This is a genomic window from Streptomyces eurocidicus, assembly GCF_002891295.1.
GTDB lineage: Bacteria > Actinomycetota > Actinomycetes > Streptomycetales > Streptomycetaceae > Streptomyces > Streptomyces eurocidicus.
This window is the reverse complement of record NZ_LGUI01000001.1, coordinates 807,936-828,101: the sequence shown is the minus strand read 5'-3', so window position 1 is coordinate 828,101 and position 20,166 is coordinate 807,936. Positions and strand designations below refer to the sequence as shown.

Here is a 20,166-nt window from a genome sequence, read left to right as displayed (position 1 = left end):
TGCGGCCTCTCTCACATTCAAAGGTACCGGCGGCGGGCCGACGCGCGGCGCTCGTACTCCTCCCGGGCCCGAAGGGCCGCCGGGCGGGTCGCGGCCTGGGCGACAGGCACATCCCACCACGCCTGGGCGGGGGGCGCGCCCGGCACTGTGTCGGCTGTTCCGGTCTCCACATAGACACATGTGGGGCGCTCCGCGGCGCGTGCCTCCGCCAGCGCCTCCCGCAGCTCGCCGACCGTGCGCGGCCGGAGCACTGCCATGCCCAGGGACGCGGCGTTCGCCCCCAGGTCGACCGGCAGCGGCCCGCCCGTGTACGTGCCGTCGGCCGCCCGGAACCGGTAGGCGGTGCCGAAGCGCTCGGCGCCGACCTGCTCCGAGAGGCCGCCGATGGAGGCGTAGCCGTGGTTCTGGATCAGCACCACCTTGATCGGGATGCCCTCCTGCACGGCCGTGACCAGCTCGGTCGGCATCATCAGATACGTGCCGTCGCCGACCAGCGCCCACACCGGCCGGTCGGGCGCGGCCAGCCGCACCCCGATCGCGGCGGGGATCTCGTAACCCATGCAGGAGTAGCCGTACTCGAGGTGGTACTGGCGGCGGGAGCGGGACCGCCACAGCTTGTGCAGATCACCCGGGAGCGAACCGGCCGCGTTGACGATCACGTCCTCGTCGCCGACGACGGCGTCCAGCGCGCCCAGCACCTGGGCCTGGGTGGGCGGCGCGCCGGCGTCCCGCCAGGAGTACGCCCGCTGCACGGCCGCCTCCCACTCGGCCTTGCCGGCCGCGTACTCCCGCTCGTAGGCCGCCGGGACCCGGTACCCCGTCAGCTCCCCGGCCAGGGCGGCCAGTCCGGCCCGGGCGTCGGCGACGACCGCGAGACCGGCCATCTTGTGGGCGTCGGCGGCGGAGATGTTGAGGTTGACGAAGCGGACGCCCGGGGCGGCGAACAGGGTCGCGGACGCCGTGGTGAAGTCGGTGTAGCGGGTGCCGACGCCCAGCACCAGGTCGGCCTCGCGGGCGAGCGCGTCGGCGACGGCGGTGCCGGTGTGGCCGAGGCCGCCGACGTCCGCCGGGTGCGCGTGGTGCAGCGACCCCTTGCCGGCCTGGGTGGACGCGACCGGGACGCCCGTGGCGTCCGCCAGCGCCCGCAGCGCGTCCTCGGCGCCGCTGTGGGCCACGCCGCCGCCCGCGACGACGAGCGGCCGGCGGGCGGACCGTATCGCCCGCACCGCCTCCGCGAGCGCGTCGGCGGGCGGCGCCGGGCGGCGCACGTGCCAGACGCGGTCGGCGAAGAACTCCGCCGGCCAGTCGTACGCCTCGGCCTGCACGTCCTGCGGCAGCGCGAGGGTGACGGCGCCGGTCTCGACGGGGTCGGCCAGCACCCGCATCGCCTGGAGGGCGGCCGGGACCAGTGCCTCGGGCCGGGTGATCCGGTCGAAGTACCGGGAGACCGGGCGCAGGCAGTCGTTGACGGAGACGTCGCCCGCCCCGGGGTGTTCGAGCTGCTGGAGCACCGGGTCGGCGGGCCGGGTGGCGAAGGTGTCGCCGGGCAGCAGCAGGACGGGCAGCCGGTTGATCGTGGCGAGGGCCGCGCCGGTGACGAGATTGGTGGCGCCGGGGCCGATCGAGGTGGTGACGGCGTGCGCCGAGAGCCGGTCGCTCTGCCGGGCGTAGCCGACGGCGGCGTGCACCATGGCCTGTTCGTTGCGGCCCTGGAGGAAGGGCAGGGCGCCCGCCGACTCCAGCAGGGCCTGACCGACGCCCGCCACGTTGCCGTGCCCGAAGATCCCCCAGCAGGCGGCGACCAGGCGCTGCCGCCGGCCGTCGCGCTCGGTGTGCTGGTGCGCGAGGAACTCCACCAGGGCCTGGGCCGTGGTCAGCCGGCGGGTCGCGCGCCGGGCGGGCGGAACGGTCATGTCATCTCCCCGGGAGCCAGGTAGAACGGCAGCCTCGGGTCCAGGGGCTGCTCGGGCCAGGTGGCGCGGATCCAGGCGTGGTCCGGGTGGTCGCGGATCAGCCACTCCCGCTCCGGGCCCGGCCCCGCCATGACGTTGAGGTAGTACATGTCGTGGCCGGGCGCGGCGATCGACGGGCCGTGCCAGCCGTCCGGGACCAGCACCGCGTCGCCGTGCCGGACCTCCGCGAGGACGTCCGTGCCGCCGCGCCGGGACGGGCTGACGCGGTGGTAGCCGAGGCCCGCGTCGCCGTCGATCTCGAAGTAGTAGATCTCCTCCAGCTCGGACTCCTGGCCGGCCCGGTGCTCGTCGTGCTTGTGCGGCGGGTACGAGGACCAGTTGCCGCCCGGGGTGACGACCTCGACGGCGATCAGCCGGTCGCACTCGAAGGCGCCCGCCGCGGCGAAGTTGTTGACCTGGCGGGAGCAGGCGCCGGTGCCGCGCAACTCCACGGGGACGCCGCCGGCCGGTCCGTGGCGCGCGGGCAGCCGGCGCTCGCAGCGCGCCCCGGCCAGCGCGAACCGCCCGCCCGTCCGGGAGCCCAGGGTCACATGGGCGGTGCGGGGGACGTAGGCGAAGTCGGTGACCCCCGCGAAGACGCTCTTCCGGCCCTCCAGCTCGAAGGGCTGCCCGTCCACGGTCACGGTGCAGCCACCGGCCAGCGGCAGCACGATCCACTCGCTGTCGCCCGAGGCGAAGGTGTGCGTGGAGCCCGGCGCGAGGACCAGGACGCGCAGCGAGGAATACGCCCAGCCGGCCTGCTCCGGGCTGATGTCCAGGGTGTACGGGCCTCCGTCGGCGGCACTGCCGGCGGGGAGATGGGGGGTCGTGAAGGTCATCCGGTTCTCGTCTCTCCTGACGCCGTGCGGGGTGCGGGCGTCACAGCAGTCCTACGGCCGTGTCGACGGCGCCCGCCACGTCCCCGTCCGCGGGGTAGAGCAGCGAGCGGCCGGCGACGAGCCCTTGCACGGTCGGCAGCCGCAGCGCGGCCCGCCATTTCTCGAACGCCGCGTCCCGGCCCCCGGGGCCGTCCGCGAGGTCCCCGCCCAGCAGTACGGCGGGGAGCGTGGAGGTCGCCATCACCCGGGCCATGTCGGCCGGGTCGTCCGTGACCGGCACCTTCAGCCAGGTGTAGGCGGAGGTCCCGGCGAGCCCCGAGGCGATGGCGAGGGACCGGACGACGGCGTCGGCGCTCAGGTCGTTGACGACCCGGCCGGCCACCCGCCGGGAGATGAACGGCTCGACGAACACGGGCAGCCGGAGGGCGGCCATGGCGTTCACGGCGCGGGCGGCCGTGTGCAGGGTGCGCAGCGAGCCGGGGTCGTCGTGGTCGATGCGCAGCAGCAGCTTGCCCGCGTCGAAGCCGAGCCCGGCCAGGTCCTCGGGGCGGTGGCCGGTGAAGCGGTCGTCCATCTCGAAGGCGGCGCCGGCGAGTCCGCCGCGGTTCATGGAACCGATGACGACCTTGTTCTCCAGGGCGCCGAGCAGCAGCAGGTCGTCGAGGACGTCGGCGGAGCCGAGGACCCCGTCGACGCCGGGGCGGGAGAGGGCGAGGCAGAGCCGCTCCAGGAGGCCGGCCCGGTCGGCCATGGCGAGGGGGCGGTCGCCGACGGCGAGGGCGCCGCGCGCGGGGTGGTCGGCGGCGATGATCATCACTCGGCCGCTGTCCCCGACGAGGGGCCGCCGGACCCGCCGGGCGGCGGCCTCGGCGACGGCTTCGGGATGCCGGGCCCGCACCCGGGCGAGCTCGGCGAGGGCGACGGTCACCGGCGGGGCGCTTCCTGCCCGGGGCGGGGCGGTTTGCCGCGGCGGGGGGCCTTGGGCCGGGGCTGCGCGCCGCGCCGGGCCTGGGGCGGCGGAGCGGGGTGCCCTTCGGGCGGAACGCCCGGTCCGGTGCCGGTCGGGTCGCTGGTGGTGGCTGCGGTGGGGTCGGGTCCGGTGCCGGTCGGGCTGCTGGTGGTGTGTGTGGTGGGGGGCGGTCCGGAGTCGGTCGGGTCGCCGGTGGTGGCTGCGGAGGGGTGCGGTCCGGAGTCGGCCGGGCCGCCCGTGGTGCTCTCGGCAGGGTCCGAACTGGTCCCGGCCGGGTCTCCGGTGGTGCCTGCGGTGGTGTGCGGTCCGGTGCCGGTCGGGCCGCCGGTGGTGGCTGCGGAGGGGTGCGGTCCGGTGCCGGCCGGGCCGCCCGTGGTGCTCTCGGCAGGGTCCGAACTGGTCCCGGCCGGGTCTCCGGTGGTGCCTGCGGTGGGGTCCGGTCCGGTGCCGGTCGGGCCGCCGGTGGTGTCTTCGGCAGGGCCCGAACCCGTCTCGGCCGGGCCGCGGGTGCCGCCTGTGCCAGGGCTGTCCGTACCCGTCCCGACCGGGCCGCCGGTGCCGCCGCGGGCAGGAGCGCCCGGGGCACCCGCACCGGTCCCCCCGGCCCCGCCGCGCGGCGGCGCCGCCAGCAGCGCCTCCACCTCCGCCGCCGTCGGCATCGCCGACGAGCAGGCGATCCGTGTCGCCACCAGCGCCCCCGCCGCGTTCGCGTAGCGCACGACGCGCTCCAGGTCCCAGCCGGCGAGCAGGCCGTGGCAGAGCGCGCCGCCGAACGCGTCGCCCGCGCCGAGGCCGTTGACGACCTCGACCGGCACCGGCGGCACCTCGACCGTCGTGCCGTCGCGGTGGACGGCGAGGACGCCCTTCGGCCCCTGTTTCACCACGGCGAGCTCGACGCCGGCGTCGAGCAGGGACCACGCGGCGGCGTACGGATCGCGCTCGCCCGTGGCGACCTCGCACTCGTCCGCGTTGCCGACGGCGACCGTGGTGTGGGCGAGGGCCGCCGCGTAGAACGGCCGGGCCGTGGCCATCGCGGCGGCGCCCGTCGCGCCGCCGTCCGTCGAGGCGCCGCCCGCCCCGCCCCAGAACAGCGGCCGCCAGTCCAGGTCGAAGACCGTCGTGCCGCGCTTGGCACGGGCCGCGAGCGCCGCCAGCGTCGCCGCCCGGCTCGGCTCCTCGCACAGCCCCGTGCCCGTCACCCAGAGGATCCGGGCGGCGCGCAGGGCGTCCAGGTCCAGCTCGGGGGTGCGGATCTCCAGGTCGGGCGCCTTGGGCCGGCGGTAGAAGTAGAGCGGGAAGTCGTCCGGCGGGAACATCTCGCAGAACGTGACGGGCGTGGGGAGGCCGGGGACGGGCGTCACCCACCGGTCGTCCACCCCGAAGTCCCGCAGCGCCTCGTGGACGTAGTCGCCGAAGGGGTCGGCGCCGGTGCGGCTGAGGAGCGCCACGCGGCGGCCGAGCCGGGCCGCGGCGACCGCGACATTGGCCGCCGACCCGCCCAGGAACCTCCCGAAGGTGTCGACCCGCGCGAGGGGCACACCGGTCCTGAGGGGATAGAGGTCCACCCCGACCCTGCCCATCGCGAGCAGGTCGTACGGTCTCGGCTCGGTCATGGGGTCAGGTCTAGCCGGGCCCGCACGACCATGTCAAGGAATTGTCCTTACATATAGACGTACTCTCGGGGTGACTTGACGTTACGTCCGTATGTCCGGACGAACCCTTGACACCTCCCCACCCCGCGGGGAAGCTACGGACGAAAGCGCCCGCGGCCCGAGGACGAGGAGAACCGCCCGATGTCCGCCAGCCCCCCGCCCTCACCCGCGTCCCGCATCCGCGTCGGCTCCGCCCCGGACTCCTGGGGCGTCTGGTTCGCCGACGACCCCGCGCAGGTCCCCTGGCGGCGCTTCCTCGACGAGGTCGCCGACGCGGGCTACGCCTGGATCGAGCTGGGTCCGTACGGCTATCTGCCCACCGACCCGGCCCGGCTGCGCGCCGAGACCGAGCGGCGCGGGCTCACGGTCTCCGCGGGCACGGTCTTCACGGCGCTGCACCGCGGCCCGGCGGTCTGGGACGCGACGTGGGAGCACGTCGGCCGGGTCGCGGAGCTGACGCGCGCCATGGGCGCCCGCCATCTGGTCGTCATCCCCTCCTTCTGGCGCGACGACCGGACCGCCGAGGTCATCGAGGACCCCGAGCTGACGGCCGATCAGTGGCGGGCGCTGACCAGCGGCATGGAGCGGCTGGCCCGCGAGGTCCGCGAGACGTACGGCCTCGGCATCGTCGTCCACCCGCACGCCGACACCCACATCGACGGCGAGGCCCACGTCGAGCGCTTCCTGGACGCGACCGACCCGGAGCTCGTCAGCCTCTGCCTGGACACCGGGCACTACGCGTACTGCGGCGGCGACAGCGTCAAGCTCATCGAGACCTACGGCGAGCGGATCGGCTACCTCCACCTCAAGCAGGTGGACCCCGGGGTCCTCGCGGACGTGCTGGCCGAGGGCACGCCGTTCGGACCCGCCGTGCGCCGGGGCGTGATGTGCGAACCGCCGCGCGGCGTACCGGCGCTGGAGCCCGTCCTGGCCGCCGCCGCGAAGCTCGACGCGGAGCTGTTCGCCATCGTCGAGCAGGACATGTACCCGTGCCCGCCGGACCGCCCGCTGCCCATCGCGCGCCGCACCCGGAGGTTCCTGCGCGGCTGCGGCGTCTGAGCCCCCGGCCGCCCGCGGGCGCCACCCGTAAGAGTCAGGAGTCACAGCATGACGCAGCACAGCACGCTGGGCGTGGCCGTCGTCGGCACCGGGCGGATGGGATCCGACCACGTCCGGCGGCTCGACGAGGTCATCAGCGGGGCCCGGGTGACGGCCGTGGTCGACGTCGACGCCGAGCGCGCCAAGGGCGTCGCCCGCCGCCTCCAGGGCGCTGCGGCCTACACCGACGCGGCCGCCGCCATGGCCGCGCCCGACGTGGACGCCGTGCTGATCGCCTCGCCCGGACCGGCCCACGAGGCGGCGCTGCTGGCCGCGTTCGCGCACGACCTGCCGGTGCTGTGCGAGAAGCCGCTCACGCCGGACCCCGCGGCGGCGCTGCGGGTGCTGGCGGCCGAGACCCGGCTCGGGCGGCGGCGGGTGCAGGTGGGCTTCATGCGCCGGTACGACGCGGAGTACCTGCGGCTCAAGGCCCTGCTGGACGGCGGCGGCCTCGGCCGGCCGCTGATGCTGCACTGCCGGCACCGCAACGTCGCCACCCCGCCGGGCTTCACCGAGCAGATGATGATCAACGATTCGGTGGTGCACGAGATCGACGCCGCCCGCTGGCTCCTCGGCGAGGAGATCACCGCCGTCACCGTCCTCAAGCCCCGCCCCTCGGAGAACGCCCCCGAGGGGCTGAGCGACCCCCAGCTCGTCCTCCTGGAGACCGCCGGCGGCGCGGTCGTCGACGTGGAGATCTTCGTCAACTGCGGCTTCGGCTACCAGGTGGGCTGCGAGGCCGTCGGCGAGCGCGGCACGGCACGGCTCGGCGACGCGCACGGGCTGTATGTGACCGCCGCCGGCCGCTGGGGCGGCGAGGTCGCGCAGGACTACGTGACGCGCTTCGAGGACGCCTACGACCGGCAGGTGCAGCGCTGGGTCGACGCCACCCGGCGCGGGGAGACCGAGGGCCCCGGCGTCTGGGACGGCTACGCGGCGGCGGCCGTGTGCGAGGCGGGCGTACGGGCCCAGGCGACGGGCGCCCGGGTCGCGGTGGAACTGGCGGCGCGGCCCGCGCTGTACGGGGGCTGAGCGGGATGCGGGCCGGGACGCGCGTCGGCCTGCTGGGCGCGGGGCGCATCGGCGCCCGGCACGCGGCGGCCCTGACCGGGACGGCCGGCGTCGCCGAGGTGGTGGTCGCGGACGCCGACCCGGACCGGGCGGCGGCCGTGGCCCGGGAGACCGGCGCCCGGGCCGCGCGCACGGTGGACGAGGTGTTCACGGCCGGCGTCGACGCGGTGGTCGTCGCCACCCCGACGGCCACGCACGCCGGGCTGGTCGGCCGGGCGGCGCGGGCCGGGCTCCCGGCGTTCTGCGAGAAGCCCCTCGCACCGGACCTCGCGGGCACGGAGGCCGCCCTGCGGGCGGCGGAGGCGGCGGGCACGCTGCTCCAGATCGGCTTCCAGCGGCGCTTCGACGCGGGGTTCCGGGCGGCGCGGCGGGCCCTGCGGAGCGGGGCCCTGGGACGGGTGCACACCATCCGCTGCGTCACCTCGGACGCGGCGCCGCCGGACGCCGGGTTCCTCGCCCGGTCCGGCGGGCTGATCCACGACTGCATGATCCACGACTTCGACGCCGTACGGTGGCTGACGGGCCGTGAGGTGGTGGAGGTCTACGCCCGGGGCTCGGACGCCGGCGGTCCGCTCTACCGGGAGGCGGGTGACGTCGACACCGCCTGCGCCCTCCTCACCCTCGACGACGGCACGCTCGTCACGGTCACCGCCACCCGCTGCAACGGCGCGGGCTACGACGTCCGGACGGAGCTGTCCGGCGAGCGGGACCAGTGGGTGGCCGGCCTGGACGCCCGTACGCCCGTGACGTCCGCCGAACCGGGCCTCGGCACGCCGCCGGAGCGGCCGTGGGCGGACTGCCTGGAGCGCTTCGCGGACGCGTACCGCGCGGAACTGGCGGCCTTCGTCCGCGCGGCACGGGGCGAGGCGCCCAACCCCTGCCCCGGCGTGGAGGGCCTGCACGCGCTGCGGATCGCCGTGGCGTGCGAGACGTCCCGGCGGGAGGGACGACCGGTACGGGTGCGGGCCGGGACGTAGGGCGGGGGGCGCGCCCGCGCCGTAGGGGCGTTCACGGGGGGCTTGAGGGGCGCCGGCCGGGACGGTACGCGCGCCCGTGCGCGTACCGGAGCACCGGCCCGAGCGGCGCGGCCCGGCAGCGGCCGCGCGCACCGGAGCCGTGCCCGGCCGGGGCTGACGTTCCGTTAGCGGGCGCCCGTGCGCGTACCGGATCCGTGACCACGGCCGGCTCGGCGCGACAGCGGCCGGGCGCCCGCGGGCGTCCTCGTACCGCCCCCGGCGGACGGCCCGGGCGCCGTCCGTACCGCCCCTCGGGCGTGGTGGGCGCCCGTCTCCGGCCATGCCCGCGCGCGGCGAGCCCGTGTCATCTTCCGGTTACGAGCGTCACGTCTCCGCGAGCCTTCCGTCACAGGAGCCCGACAGCCGCCCACGCCCTGTCACTCCGCGTCGTTCCCCCGGCACAGGCTCAAGTGATCGAGACAGCCGTCCCGTGGCTCCCCCGACGGATCCCCCTCCGTCGCCACGGCGCGGCGGAGAGGCGCGAGAGATGACCGATCGTCGACTCTGGTCCTACAAGGAGATCGCGGCGCACATCGGTGTGCAGACCGACACCGTCCGGACCTATCGCAAGCACGGCATGCTTCCCGCCCCCGACCTTACGGAGAACGGCAAGCCCTACTGGTTCGCGGACACGATCCGCACCTGGGTCGCCGAGCGGCCGGGCAACCGCTCGCGCCGCGACCAGCGGGGCTGACCGCCCCGGAGGCGTCGGGCCCGGCCGGTCCTACGCCTCCGGCCCGCCGCTGCCGTAAGGGCGGGTGATGAGCTCCATGTAGTGGCCCGACGGGTCCAGGAAGTACACGCCGTAACCGCCGTCGTTGCGGTTGATCTCGCCCGGCCGCCGCCCGGCGGGGTCGGCGTAGAACGCGGCCCCGGCGGCCTTGATCCGCTCGAACATGGCGGGGAACTCCGCCTCCGGCACCAGGAACGCGTAGTGCTGGGCGACGATCTTCTCGGGGGCGACGGTCGCGAAGTCCAGGGCGACGCCGTTGCCGGTGACGACGGGGACGAAGGGGCCGGCCGGCGCGCCGACCTCCAGCCCCAGGATCCCGGCCAGGAAGGCGGCGGCGGCCTCGCGGTCGCGGGAGTGGACGATGGTGTGGTTCAGCTCGATCGACATGGGTGGAATGCCTCCAGCGGGCATCTCACTGACACCTCCGCGCTCCACCGTGGCGGTGGCAGCGTGCGATGCCGTGCCGATTTCCTATCACACGCGTGCGCGGGCCCCGACGCGAACGGAGCCGGACCACCGAAGTCCGGTTCGACCCGGGCGGGATCGTAAGCTCGGGGGCATGACCTGGTCGAGTGCGCTACGGAAGTCCGTTCGGACCGGCCTGACGGTCGAGCGGACCACCCTGACGCCGCTCCTCGCCCTGCGCAGCGCCCTCGGCGTCGCGATCGTGATCGGGTTGATGCTGTGGTTCGGGACGCCGAAGCTGGCGGTGTCGTCCGCGTTCGGCGCGTTCGCCGCGGGCGTGGCGATCTTCCAGCGGAGCTGGCGGCCCCGGCCCGTGCTGGCCCTCGCGGTGGCGGTCGGCCTCGCCGTCAGCACCTTCCTCGGCTACGTCGCCGCCCACGACCACCTCCTCTTCGCCGCGCTGCTGGGCGTCTGGACGCTGCTGGCGGGCATGGCGTGGGCCATCGGCCCGGTGTCGGGCCTGGTCGCGACCCAGACCGTCGCCGTCATGCTGGTCACCGTCACCCTGCCGACCTCCGTCTCCGGCGCCCTGCACCACGCCGGGCTGATCGCCTTCGGCGGGCTCGTCCAGGCGACGCTCATCGTGCTGCTGCCCATCCGCCCCTGGGGCCTCCAGCGGGACGCGCTCGCCGACGCGCTGGCCGCGGAGGCGGACTACGCCCGCCGGCTCCGCCACGACCCGGTGGCCCGCTTCGACCCGCAGCCGCTGATGGACGCCCGCGAGGCCGCCGAGCTGACCCCGCGCCAGGCCCGGAGCCGGCCCCGGCAGCTGGGCGGGCCGCGCGGCGTCGCCGAGCGGATCCGGCCGGTGCTCGCCTCGCTCGCCGACCCCGTGCTGGGCGCGCCCGCGGAGGGCCCCGAGCGGGACCGGGCGCGCGACCTGCTGGGCGCCGCCGCCTCGGTGCTCGACTCGGTGGCGCGCGCCATCCGCTGGGGCAGACCCGTGCGGCTCTCGGCCGAGGCGGTGGACACCCTGGAGGTGCCCGAGTCCGGGCCGATACTCGACGGCGCCGCCCGCCGCTCCGCGCTACGGCTCATCGCCCTGCTCGGCGACGCGGTCGAGGCCACCGACGAGCCCGTCCGCACCACGGCCCCGCGGAACGGGGAGCCGAAGCGGGAGACCAAGGGCGAGCCGAAGCGGGAGCACCGCCATCTGCTGCGGCCCTCCGTGCCCCGGCTGGTGCCGGTCGTGCTGCGCGCGCTGCGCCGCGAGGCGCGCTGGTCCTCGCCGATCGGCCGGCACGGCGTGCGCGTGGCGGTCGTCGCGCTGATCGGCTACGCGCTCGGCAGCGCGCTCCCGCTGGGGCACGGCTACTGGGTGCCGCTGACCTCGGTGATGGTGATGCGGCCCGACTTCGGGCAGACGTACTCGCGCGGCGTCGGCCGCTTCGTGGGCACCGTGGTCGGCGTGCTGATCGCCGGTGCGCTGATGGCCCTGTTCCACCCCGGCACCTGGGTGTGCGCGGCGCTCGCGGTGCTCTGCATCGGGCTGATGTACCTGCTGATGGGCACGGGCTACAGCGTGGCGTCGGCCTGCATCGCCGGATACGTGGTCTTCCTGCTCGGCATCGCGGGCGAGGGCTGGTCGCAGACCGTGCAGGCGCGCGTGGCGCTCACCCTGCTGGGCGGGCTGCTCGCGATGGCCGCGTACGCCCTGTTCCCCACCTGGGAGACGCCCCGGCTGCGGGACCGGCTCGCCGACTGGCTGGAGGCCAACGGCCGCTACTCCCTCGCCGTGCTCGGCGTGTTCGCCGAGCCGGCCGAGGCCAGGCCGCGGCGGGTGCGGGAGGCGCTGCTCGACTCCCGGGCGGCGCGCACGGCCTGGGAGGACGCGACCGCCCGCGCCCTCACCGAGCCCGTGCGCCACCGCGGTATCTCCCGTACCGCCGAGCGGGCGGCGGAGTCCGCGCTCGCGACGATGGGCCGGGCGACGATGCTGATGGAGGCCCACCTCCCGGAGCGCTCCACCGACCCTTCCAAGGGCGCCGCCGCCTTCGCCGGAGCCCTCCGCACCGCCCTCCCGGCCGCCGCGACGGCCGTCCGCGAACGCCGGGCCCCCGACTGGTCGGCCCCGCGCGCGGCCCTCGACGCGTGGCGCGCGGAGGCGGGCGACACGGGGGTGGCGGTGCGGGGTACGGAACTGCTGACGGACGCGCTGGAGGAGCTGGCGGCGGCACTGTCACCGGGGCCGGGCGGCCGGAACAGGGCGGCGCGGCGGTTGTAGCCGGGGGCTTTTCCTGGCGTTTGAGGACACCGCGTGTCAGCGCGGAAGGGGGCCCGGGGGCTTGCCCCCGGTTACGGGAAGGGGCGGGGCTGGGGAAAAGCCCCGCGCAGCGGCACCTCACCGCACCCCGAACAGCCGATCCAAATGCCCCGACACCAACCCCAGCGCCTCCTCCGCCGTCCAGACATCCAGCACCGCGTAACTCGCCAGCCCGTCCACCAGCGCGATCAGCAGCGCCGCCTCCGCCTCCGGATCCCGGTCCCCCGCCACCTCCCCCCGCAGCTGCCCCTCCCGCACCTGCCCCGCGAAGAACGCCCGCAGCCCCGGCACCCCCTCCTTCGCGTGGCCGCGCAGCCGCTCGTCGTGGACGGCCCGGACGAAGTACGCGATCTGTACGAGGTGCCCCGTACGGCTCCTGTCGTCGAGGGGGAGCATCTCGCGTACCGATCCCAGCAGGACGTCGCGCGGCGACGGCTCCCCGCCGAGCGCCCCCAGGCGTTCGCCGACGCGCCGCGCGGCGAGGTCGCTGATGTGCTCCAGGGCGAAGACGAGCATCTCGTCCTTGCTGGCGAAGTAGTGCTGGAGCTGGCCCAGCGAGATGCCCGCCTCGGCCGCGACGTCCCGCAGGCTCGCGCCGTCGAGCCCACGCGCGCAGGCGATCCGCCAGAGCGCCTCCGCGATCCGGGCGCGGCGCTCCTCGTGGTCCACTCGCTTCGGCACGCCGGTCCCTCCATTTCGCAAGTCGTTTGTATTGCTATAGCTTAGCGCCACCAATACGACTGACTTGGAAAGAATCGGGGGCAGTGATGGCCGCACACCGGCACCACCCACAGGCCGGGCTCCGCCCGCCGCGGCACGCCGTCGACCCGCGCGCCCGCCGCTGGTGGACGGTCCAGGCCCTGCTCACCCTGAGCGGCCCGCTGCTGCTCACCGCCGTCGCCCTGCTCGTCCTGGCTCTGCTCTTCTTCCCCGGCGCCCTGCCCTGGCTCGGGCCCCTGCTGCTCGTCGTCCTCGTGCTGCCCGCCCTCGGCTACCTCCTGGTCATGCCCCGCCTGCGGTACCGCGTCCACGCCTGGGAACTGGGCGAGTCCTCGGTCTACACGGCGAGCGGCTGGTACCGGCAGCGGCGCCGGATCGCCCCGCTCTCCCGCGTCCAGACCGTCGACACCACCCGGGGCCCCCTCCAGCAGGCGTTCGGCCTCGCCACGGTCACCGTCACCACCGCCTCCACGGCCGGCGCCGTGCGGATCGCGGGCCTCTCCGACGCCGACGCCCGGCTGCTGGCCGAGCGGGTCGCCGACGCCGCCCGCCTGATCCCCGGGGACGCCTCGTGAGCACCCCCTGGCGCACCCTCGACCCCCGGACCCCCCTCGTCCACTGCGCCTGGCTGGGCGCACCGCTCGGCTCGCTCGCCCTCACCGCCCTCGCCACCGGCGGCCGCCTCGACACCCGCGCCTGGATCACCCTCGGCGTCGTGGCCGCGGTCTTCGCGTGTGTCACCACCGCGGGCCTGATCACCTGGCGGCGCACCCGCTACCGCGTCACGGCCGACTCCTTCGAGCTCCGCACCGGCCTGTTCACCCGCCGCCTGCGCGCGATACCCCTGCACCGCGTCCGCAACGTCGACCTCACCGCCAACCCCGTCCAGCGTCTCCTCGGCCTCGCCGTGCTGCGGGCGGGCACCGGCGGCCACGGCGGGGAACTGTCCCTGGAGGCCCTCGCCCGCCCCGACGCCGTACGGCTGCGGGCCGAGCTCCTCGCCCGCGCCGGGGCCCGGGACGCCGCCGAACCCCTGCTGGCCGCCGCCGACCTCCGCCGGCTGCGCTACGCGCCCCTCACGTTCTGGGTCTTCGGCGGCGTCCTCGCCGCCGCGGGCGCGGTCTGGCGGGTCCTCGACGGCATCGGCGTCGAACCCTGGCGGATCGGCCTCGTACGCCATGCCTTCGAGGAGTTCGGGCGCAGTGCGCTGTGGCTGACCGTCCCGTTCGCCCTCCTCGCCGTCACCCTCCTCGGCGTCGTCGGCGCCGTGGCGCTGTACGCGGAGAACTGGTGGAACTACCGCCTGGAGTGGGCCGACGCCGACACGCTGCGCGTCCGCCGGGGGATGTTCACCACCCGCTCCGTCTCCATCGAGCGCGCCCGGCTGCGCGGCGTGACCCTGCGCGAACCGCTGCTGCTGCGGGCCGGCGGCGGCGCCTCCGTACGGGCGGTGGCGGGCGGTCTCGGCAACCGGGAGGAGAACCGCCGGCGGAGCGTCGTCCTGCCGCCCGCGCCGCGCGCGGAGGCGGTGCGGGTGTGCGCGGGAGTGCTCGGAGAGGCTGAGGGCCCCCTCGGTGGCCCCCTCGGCCGCTCCGGCGAGGACGGGGCCGCGGACGGGCTGCGGCCGCACCCGCGCGCCGCCCTCCGCCGCCGGGTCGTCCGGGCCCTCGCCTGGGCCGTCCCGCTCCCCACCGCCGCGCTCGCCGTGCTCGGGTGGCTGCTCACGCCCGTCCTGCTGTACTGCGCGGCGGGCTACGCGCTGCTGGCCGCGCCGGTCGCGTACGGCCTGGCCCGGGACGCCTACCGCGGCCTCGGGCACGGGGTGCGGGGACGCCACCTGGTCGTACGGTCGGGCACCTTCGGCCGGGAGACGACGGTCCTGGAGCGCCGGGCGGTCCAGGCGTGGACGTTCACGGACACCCCGTTCGGCCGCCGGGCCGGGCTCGTCACCGCGACGGCGGCCGTCGCCGGGGGAGAGGACGGATATCGCATCCGGGACATGTCGGCGGATGACGCCGCAGCCTTCGCGGACGCGGCAACTCCGGGCATCCTGGCGGAATTTATCGTCCCACCGGTCCCACGGTGAAGTTTTTTTCGCACTTTTCGTTATCCCGCGTACCCTCTCGCGTCTCCTATGTGTCGGACCGAACGGAATGGGGTGGCGGAGCGTGAAGAGTGAGAGCGTGGCCGTGGTCGAGGCGGCGCGAGCCGGGGACCCGGCGGCACAGGACCAGCTCGTCGCCGCGTACCTGCCACTGGTCTACAACATCGTCGGACGGGCGCTGAACGGTCACGCCGACGTCGACGACGTGGTGCAGGAGACCATGCTCCGGGTTATCAACGGCCTGGAGGAGCTGCGCGACCCCGCGCGCTTCCGCTCCTGGCTCGTGGCCGTCACCACCAACCAGATACGCAGCCACTGGCGGGACCGCCCCGAGGCACCCGTCAGTGGCCTTCAGGAGGCCGTCGAAGTCCCCGACCCCCGGGCGGACTTCGTCGACCTGACCATCGTCCGCCTCGGCCTCCAGGGGCAGCGCAAGGAGGTCGCCGAGGCCACCCGCTGGCTCGACGAGGGCGAGCAGACCGTCCTTTCCCTGTGGTGGCTGGAGGCCGCCGGCGAGCTCACCCGCGCCGAGGTCGCCGCCGCCCTGGAGCTGTCCGCGGCGCACACGGCCGTCCGCGTGCAGCGCACGAAGGAGCAGCTCGACACGGCGCGCGGGATCGTCCGGGCCCTCGCCGTCACCCCGCGCTGCCGGGAGCTCGCCGAGCTCACCGGCCCCTGGGACGGCGCCCCGTCCGCCCTGTGGCGCAAGCGCATCGCCCGCCACGCGCGCGGCTGCGCCGCCTGCGGCGGGGCCTGGTCGGCGCTGGTGCCCGCGGAGGGCCTCCTCGTCGGCCTCGGTCTGGTGCCGGTCGCCGGGGCGCTGCTCGGCTGGTGGGGCGGCGGCGCGGTCGTGGGCACGGGCGGCACGGCCCCGTCTCCGCCACGAGCGCCGTGCCCGCCCCGGCAGGCGCGGGGCGGCACCGTACGGGTGCGGGCAAGGGCGGCGGTCACCGCGCGGGGCGGCGGCCGCGCGCGGCGAAGCGGGTCGCGATCGGGGCGGCGGTGCTCGCCCTCGCGACCGGCGGGGTGCTGGGCGGCATGGAGCTGTTCACCGGCTCCCCTGACGAGGACCGGCCGGTGCGGGCCGGCGAGGAGCGGCCGAGCCGGGTCAGGCCGCTGGGCGCCGAGGGCTCGGCGGTCCCGTCCGCACCGGCCGCCTCGGCGAGCGCGAGCGCCTCCGCTTCGGCGAGCGCCTCCCCGAAGGCGAGCGCGTCCGCCTCGGCCTCCGCGCCGGCGAGCGCGTCCCCGAGCCGTGGCACGGACTCCCCGGCACCGGAGCCGGACGCCACGACGGAGAAGGCCGCCGGGCCGAAGAAGCCCAAGCCGCCGTCGGGCGTCACGGGCGGCGGCCTCGCCCGCCAGGTCACGGCCCTCGTCAACACCGAACGCGCCAAGGCCGGCTGCGGCCCCCTCACCGAGAACCCCCAGCTCGACGCGGCCGCCCAGGGCCACTCCGACGACATGGCCGCCCGTAACTTCTTCGACCACACGAACCCGGACGGGGCGGGGCCGGGGGAGCGGGTGACGGCGGTGGGGTACCGGTGGAGCACGTACGGGGAGAACATCGCCTACGGGCAGCAGGGCGCGGCGTCCGTCATGGATTCCTGGATGCACAGTGACGGGCACCGGAAGAACATTCTGAACTGCTCGTTCAAGGAGATCGGGGTGGGCGTGAACCACGCGCCGGGCGGGCCGCGGTGGACGCAGGTGTTCGGGGCGCGGTGAGAATCAGCCCGGCCGGCGCTTGAGGCCACCGGGGGCCCGGGGGCGGAGCCCCCCGGTTCCGGGAAGGGGCGGGTAGGGGAAAAAGCCCCCCGCAGGGGCTACGCGCCGCGCCCACCCCGCAGCGACGCCCGCAAGAACTCCCGGTTCATCGTCGCGATCGACTGCAAGGGAATCCCCTTGGGGCAAGCCGTAGCGCACTCACCCGTATTCGTGCACCCCCCGAACCCCTCCGCGTCCATCGCCCCCACCATGCCCAGCACCCGGGACTCCCGCTCCGGAGCCCCCTGCGGCAGCGCGTTCAGGTGGACGACCTTCGCCGATGTGAAGAGCATCGCCGACCCGTTCGGGCAGGCCGCCACGCACGCCCCGCACCCGATGCACTCGGCGTGCTCGAAGGCCAGGTCGGCCACGGGCTTGGGGACGGGCGTCGCGTGGGCCTCGGGCGCGGAGCCCGTGGGGACGGAGACATAGCCGCCGGAGCCGATGACGCGGTCGAAGGCGGACCGGTCCACGACCAGGTCCTTCACGACGGGGAACGCCGCCGCCCGCCACGGCTCGACGTCGACGGTGTCGCCGTCCGCGAAGTGCCTCATGTGCAGCTGGCAGGTGGTGGTCCGCTCGGGGCCGTGCGCCTGCCCGTTGATGACCATGCCACAGGCGCCGCAGATGCCCTCGCGGCAGTCGTGGTCGAAGGCGACGGGCTCGTCGCCGGCGAGGATCAGCTCTTCGTTGAGGTGGTCGAGCATCTCCAGGAAGGACATGTCCTCGCTGATGCCCGAGACCTCGTAGGAGGTCATCGCGCCCGCCGCGTCGGCGGTGCGCTGGCGCCAGATGCGCAGGGTGAGGTTCACGCGTAGCTCCGCTGAGTGGGGTGGACGTATGCGAATCGCAGGTCTTCCTTGTGGAGCACGGGCGCGCTGCCCGTCCCCGTGAACTCCCAGGCGGCCGCGTACGAGAACTCGTCGTCCTTACGGGCGGCCTCGCCCTCCGGAGTGCGGCTCTCCTCGCGGAAGTGGCCGCCGCAGGACTCCGTGCGGTGCAGGGCGTCCAGGCACATCAGCTCGGCCAGCTCCAGGTAGTCGACGATCCGGTTGGCCTTCTCCAGGGACTGGTTGAGCTCCGCGCCGGTCCCCGGCACCTTGACGCGCCGCCAGAACTCCTCCCGGAGCGCGGGGATGCGGTCCAGCGCCTTGCGCAGCCCGGCGTCCGTGCGGGCCATGCCGCACTCGTCCCACAGCAGCTCGCCGAGCTCGCGGTGGAAGGAGTCCGGGGTGCGGTCGCCGTCGACGGCCAGCAGGCGCCGCAGCCGGTCCGTCACCTCCGCGACGGCCTCCGCCACGGCGGGGTGGTCCCCGGGCACGGCGTCGTGCGGGTGCCGGGCCAGGAAGTCGTTGATGGTGGACGGCAGGACGAAATAGCCGTCGGCCAGCCCCTGCATCAGCGCGGACGCGCCCAGCCGGTTGGCGCCGTGGTCGGAGAAGTTGGCCTCGCCGATCGCGAAGAGGCCGGGGAGCGTGGTCTGGAGGTCGTAATCCACCCACAGGCCGCCCATGGTGTAGTGGATCGCCGGGTAGATCCGCATCGGCACCCGGTACGGGTCCTCGGCGGTGATCCGCTCGTACATCTCGAAGAGGTTGCCGTACTTCGCCTCGACCGCCTCGCGGCCCAGGCGGGTGATCGCGTCGGCGAAGTCGAGGTAGACGCCCTGCCCGCCGGGGCCGACGCCGCGGCCCTCGTCGCAGACGTTCTTCGCGGCGCGGGAGGCGATGTCGCGCGGGACGAGGTTGCCGAAGGAGGGATAGATCCGCTCCAGGTAGTAGTCGCGCTCGTCCTCGGGGATCGAGGCCGGCGGGCGGGTGTCGCCCTTGGCCTTGGGCACCCAGATGCGGCCGTCGTTGCGCAGCGACTCGCTCATCAGCGTCAGCTTCGACTGGTGGTCGCCGGAGCGCGGGATGCAGGTGGGGTGGATCTGGGTGAAGCAGGGGTTGGCGAAGTAGGCGCCCCGGCGGTGCGCCCGCCAGGCCGCGGTGGCGTTGGAGTTCTTGGCGTTGGTGGAGAGGTAGAAGACATTGCCGTAGCCGCCGGAGGCGAGGACGACCGCGTCGGCCAGGTAGGTGCCGACGGCGCCCGTGATCAGGTCCCGGGCGACGATGCCGCGGGCCCGCCCGTCCACCACGATCAGGTCGAGCATCTCCGTGCGGGCGTGCATCTCGACGTTGCCCGCGTCGATCTGCCGGCTCAGCGCCTGGTACGCGCCGAGCAGCAGCTGCTGGCCGGTCTGCCCGCGCGCGTAGAAGGTCCGCGAGACCTGCACGCCGCCGAAGGAGCGCGTGTCCAGCAGCCCGCCGTACTCGCGGGCGAAGGGCACGCCCTGCGCGACGCACTGGTCGATGATCTCGACCGAGACCTGGGCGAGGCGGTGGACGTTGGACTCGCGGGCGCGGAAGTCGCCGCCCTTCACGGTGTCGTAGAAGAGCCGGTGCACGGAGTCGCCGTCGTTGCGGTAGTTCTTCGCGGCGTTGATGCCGCCCTGCGCGGCGATGGAGTGGGCGCGGCGCGGCGAGTCCTGGTAGCAGAACTGGACCACGCGGTAGCCCTGCTCGGCGAGGGTCGCGCCGGCCGCGCCGCCCGCGAGGCCGGTGCCGACCACGATGACGGTCTGCTTGCGGCGGTTGGCGGGGTTGACCAGCTTGGCCTCGAAGCGGCGCCGGTCCCAGCGCTCGGCGATCGGGCCGTCGGGCGCCTTGGTGTCGGCGACGGGGGCGCCGACGCGGTAGCGGTGGTACTCGCCGGTTCCGTCCGGGCTGTTGTCCAGGGTGTCGTTCAGGGTGGTGTCCATCTCAGCTCACGACTCCAGTCATGACTCCCACGGGTACGGCGATGAAGCCGCAGGTCAGCAAAAGCGCCAGGGCGTTGGCGAGCACCTTGAACAGCCGGTCGCGGCGCGGTGAGTTCGCGCCCAGCGTCTGCGCCGCGCTCCAGAAGCCGTGCCGGATGTGCAGCCCGAGGGCGAGCATCGCCACGATGTAGAGGGCGGTGACGGGCGGCCGGTCGAAGGAGGCGACGAGGTTCTCGTACGGGCGGCCCTCCTCGGCGTTGGGGTTCACCGTCAGGGTGGTGAGATCGAGGATGTGCCAGACGATGAACAGCGCGAGGATCACCCCGCCCCAGCGCATGGTGCGGGTCGCGTAGCTCGCACGGCGCCGGGCGTGCGCGTACTTGGCCGGCCGGGCGGCGAGGTCGCGGCGGCTCAGCTGGAACGCGGCCACGCCGTGCAGCACGACCGCCGAGCCCAGCACCACCCGGGCGATCCACAGGAACCACTTGTGGTGCAGGAAGGGCTCGCCGATGGTGCGGATCCACGCCCCGTAGTGGTTGAACTCCCCGGCCCCGAAGAACACCTTCAGATTGCCCAGCATGTGGGCGACCAGGTACGCCAGCATGATCACGCCGGTGACCGCCATGACCGCCTTCTTGCCGACGGTGGAGCGCCACACGGAGCCGATGAGGGACGGAGTCCGTTCCGTCCGGGTCGCCAGTGCCATGGAACCCGACGCT

16 protein-coding genes and 2 pseudogenes are annotated in these 20,166 nt (G+C 75.2%); 9 read left to right on the top strand and 9 right to left on the bottom strand.

Annotated elements, in window-relative coordinates:
* Window positions 1–17: 17 nt before the first annotated feature.
* The 4 genes and pseudogenes from iolD to iolC all read right to left on the bottom strand — a co-directional run.
* A complete protein-coding gene (gene iolD / locus AF335_RS03695; protein ID WP_102916756.1) occupies window positions 18–1,913 on the bottom strand; it encodes a 3D-(3,5/4)-trihydroxycyclohexane-1,2-dione acylhydrolase (decyclizing) in 1,896 nt (631 codons plus the stop codon).
* Window positions 1,910–2,791 carry a 5-deoxy-glucuronate isomerase gene (gene iolB, locus AF335_RS03690; protein ID WP_102916755.1) on the bottom strand — a complete coding sequence of 294 codons (882 nt, stop codon included), beginning with the start codon at window positions 2,789–2,791 and terminating at the stop codon, window positions 1,910–1,912. The genes iolD and iolB overlap by 4 nt, the downstream gene beginning before the upstream one ends.
* A 40-nt stretch (window positions 2,792–2,831) precedes the next feature.
* Window positions 2,832–3,719, bottom strand: coding sequence for a Cgl0159 family (beta/alpha)8-fold protein (locus AF335_RS03685; protein ID WP_102916754.1), 888 nt, complete (start codon window positions 3,717–3,719; stop codon window positions 2,832–2,834).
* A 662-nt stretch (window positions 3,720–4,381) separates the two neighbouring features.
* Window positions 4,382–5,374, bottom strand: a pseudogene (gene iolC, locus AF335_RS03680) (5-dehydro-2-deoxygluconokinase); the annotation flags it as partial.
* Between the two features lie 180 nt (window positions 5,375–5,554).
* Between iolC and AF335_RS03675 the strand changes: the two are divergent.
* The 4 genes from AF335_RS03675 to AF335_RS03660 all read left to right on the top strand — a co-directional run bounded on the left by AF335_RS03675 (window position 5,555) and on the right by AF335_RS03660 (window position 9,292).
* Window positions 5,555–6,472, top strand: coding sequence for a sugar phosphate isomerase/epimerase family protein (locus tag AF335_RS03675; RefSeq protein WP_102916753.1), 918 nt, complete (start codon window positions 5,555–5,557; stop codon window positions 6,470–6,472).
* A gap of 48 nt (window positions 6,473–6,520) precedes the next feature.
* Window positions 6,521–7,543: a Gfo/Idh/MocA family protein gene (locus tag AF335_RS03670; RefSeq protein WP_102916752.1), complete on the top strand. Its 1,023-nt coding sequence runs from the start codon at window positions 6,521–6,523 to the stop codon at window positions 7,541–7,543.
* 5 nt (window positions 7,544–7,548) lie between these two features.
* Complete coding sequence (locus tag AF335_RS03665; protein WP_102916751.1) at window positions 7,549–8,559, top strand: Gfo/Idh/MocA family protein; 1,011 nt, start codon at window positions 7,549–7,551, stop codon at window positions 8,557–8,559.
* 526 nt (window positions 8,560–9,085) lie between these two features.
* Window positions 9,086–9,292 carry a helix-turn-helix transcriptional regulator gene (locus AF335_RS03660; protein WP_102916750.1) on the top strand — a complete coding sequence of 69 codons (207 nt, stop codon included), beginning with the start codon at window positions 9,086–9,088 and terminating at the stop codon, window positions 9,290–9,292.
* 30 nt (window positions 9,293–9,322) lie between these two features.
* On the opposite strand, the gene AF335_RS03655 is transcribed toward AF335_RS03660, so the two are convergent.
* On the bottom strand, window positions 9,323–9,718 hold the full coding sequence (locus AF335_RS03655; RefSeq protein WP_102916749.1) for a VOC family protein: 396 nt from the start codon (window positions 9,716–9,718) through the stop codon (window positions 9,323–9,325).
* Window positions 9,719–9,890: 172 nt separating this feature from the next.
* On the opposite strand from AF335_RS03655, the gene AF335_RS03650 reads away from it, so the two are divergent.
* On the top strand, window positions 9,891–12,020 hold the full coding sequence (locus AF335_RS03650; RefSeq protein WP_102916748.1) for an FUSC family protein: 2,130 nt from the start codon (window positions 9,891–9,893) through the stop codon (window positions 12,018–12,020).
* Window positions 12,021–12,137: 117 nt separating this feature from the next.
* Here AF335_RS03650 and AF335_RS03645 read toward each other — a convergent pair whose 3' ends face one another.
* Window positions 12,138–12,740, bottom strand: a complete 603-nt coding sequence (locus AF335_RS03645) for a TetR/AcrR family transcriptional regulator (RefSeq protein ID WP_102916747.1) — start codon at window positions 12,738–12,740, stop codon at window positions 12,138–12,140.
* A gap of 86 nt (window positions 12,741–12,826) precedes the next feature.
* On the opposite strand from AF335_RS03645, the gene AF335_RS03640 reads away from it, so the two are divergent.
* The 4 genes and pseudogenes from AF335_RS03640 (at window position 12,827) to AF335_RS36370 (ending at window position 16,608) form a co-directional block, all read left to right on the top strand.
* Window positions 12,827–13,354 carry a PH domain-containing protein gene (locus AF335_RS03640; protein WP_102916746.1) on the top strand — a complete coding sequence of 176 codons (528 nt, stop codon included), beginning with the start codon at window positions 12,827–12,829 and terminating at the stop codon, window positions 13,352–13,354.
* Window positions 13,351–14,865, top strand: a complete 1,515-nt coding sequence (locus AF335_RS03635; protein ID WP_102916745.1) for a PH domain-containing protein — start codon at window positions 13,351–13,353, stop codon at window positions 14,863–14,865. The genes AF335_RS03640 and AF335_RS03635 overlap by 4 nt, the downstream gene beginning before the upstream one ends.
* Window positions 14,789–15,427, top strand: a pseudogene (locus tag AF335_RS36375) (RNA polymerase sigma factor); the annotation flags it as partial. The gene AF335_RS03635 and the pseudogene AF335_RS36375, both read left to right, overlap by 77 nt.
* Before the next feature lie 347 nt (window positions 15,428–15,774).
* On the top strand, window positions 15,775–16,608 hold the full coding sequence (locus AF335_RS36370; protein WP_342353941.1) for a CAP domain-containing protein: 834 nt from the start codon (window positions 15,775–15,777) through the stop codon (window positions 16,606–16,608).
* Window positions 16,609–16,706: 98 nt separating this feature from the next.
* On the opposite strand, the gene AF335_RS03625 is transcribed toward AF335_RS36370, so the two are convergent.
* The 3 genes from AF335_RS03625 to AF335_RS03615 are packed head-to-tail and all read right to left on the bottom strand — an operon-like array spanning window position 16,707 to window position 20,153.
* The gene (locus AF335_RS03625; protein WP_102916744.1) at window positions 16,707–17,459 is read right to left on the bottom strand and encodes a succinate dehydrogenase/fumarate reductase iron-sulfur subunit; all 753 of its coding nucleotides are present in this window, start codon (window positions 17,457–17,459) and stop codon (window positions 16,707–16,709) included.
* A complete protein-coding gene (locus tag AF335_RS03620; RefSeq protein ID WP_228773212.1) occupies window positions 17,456–19,447 on the bottom strand; it encodes a fumarate reductase/succinate dehydrogenase flavoprotein subunit in 1,992 nt (663 codons plus the stop codon). The genes AF335_RS03625 and AF335_RS03620 overlap by 4 nt, the downstream gene beginning before the upstream one ends.
* A 1-nt stretch (window position 19,448) precedes the next feature.
* A complete protein-coding gene (locus AF335_RS03615; protein WP_102916743.1) occupies window positions 19,449–20,153 on the bottom strand; it encodes a succinate dehydrogenase cytochrome b subunit in 705 nt (234 codons plus the stop codon).
* Between the last annotated feature and the right edge of the window lie 13 nt (window positions 20,154–20,166).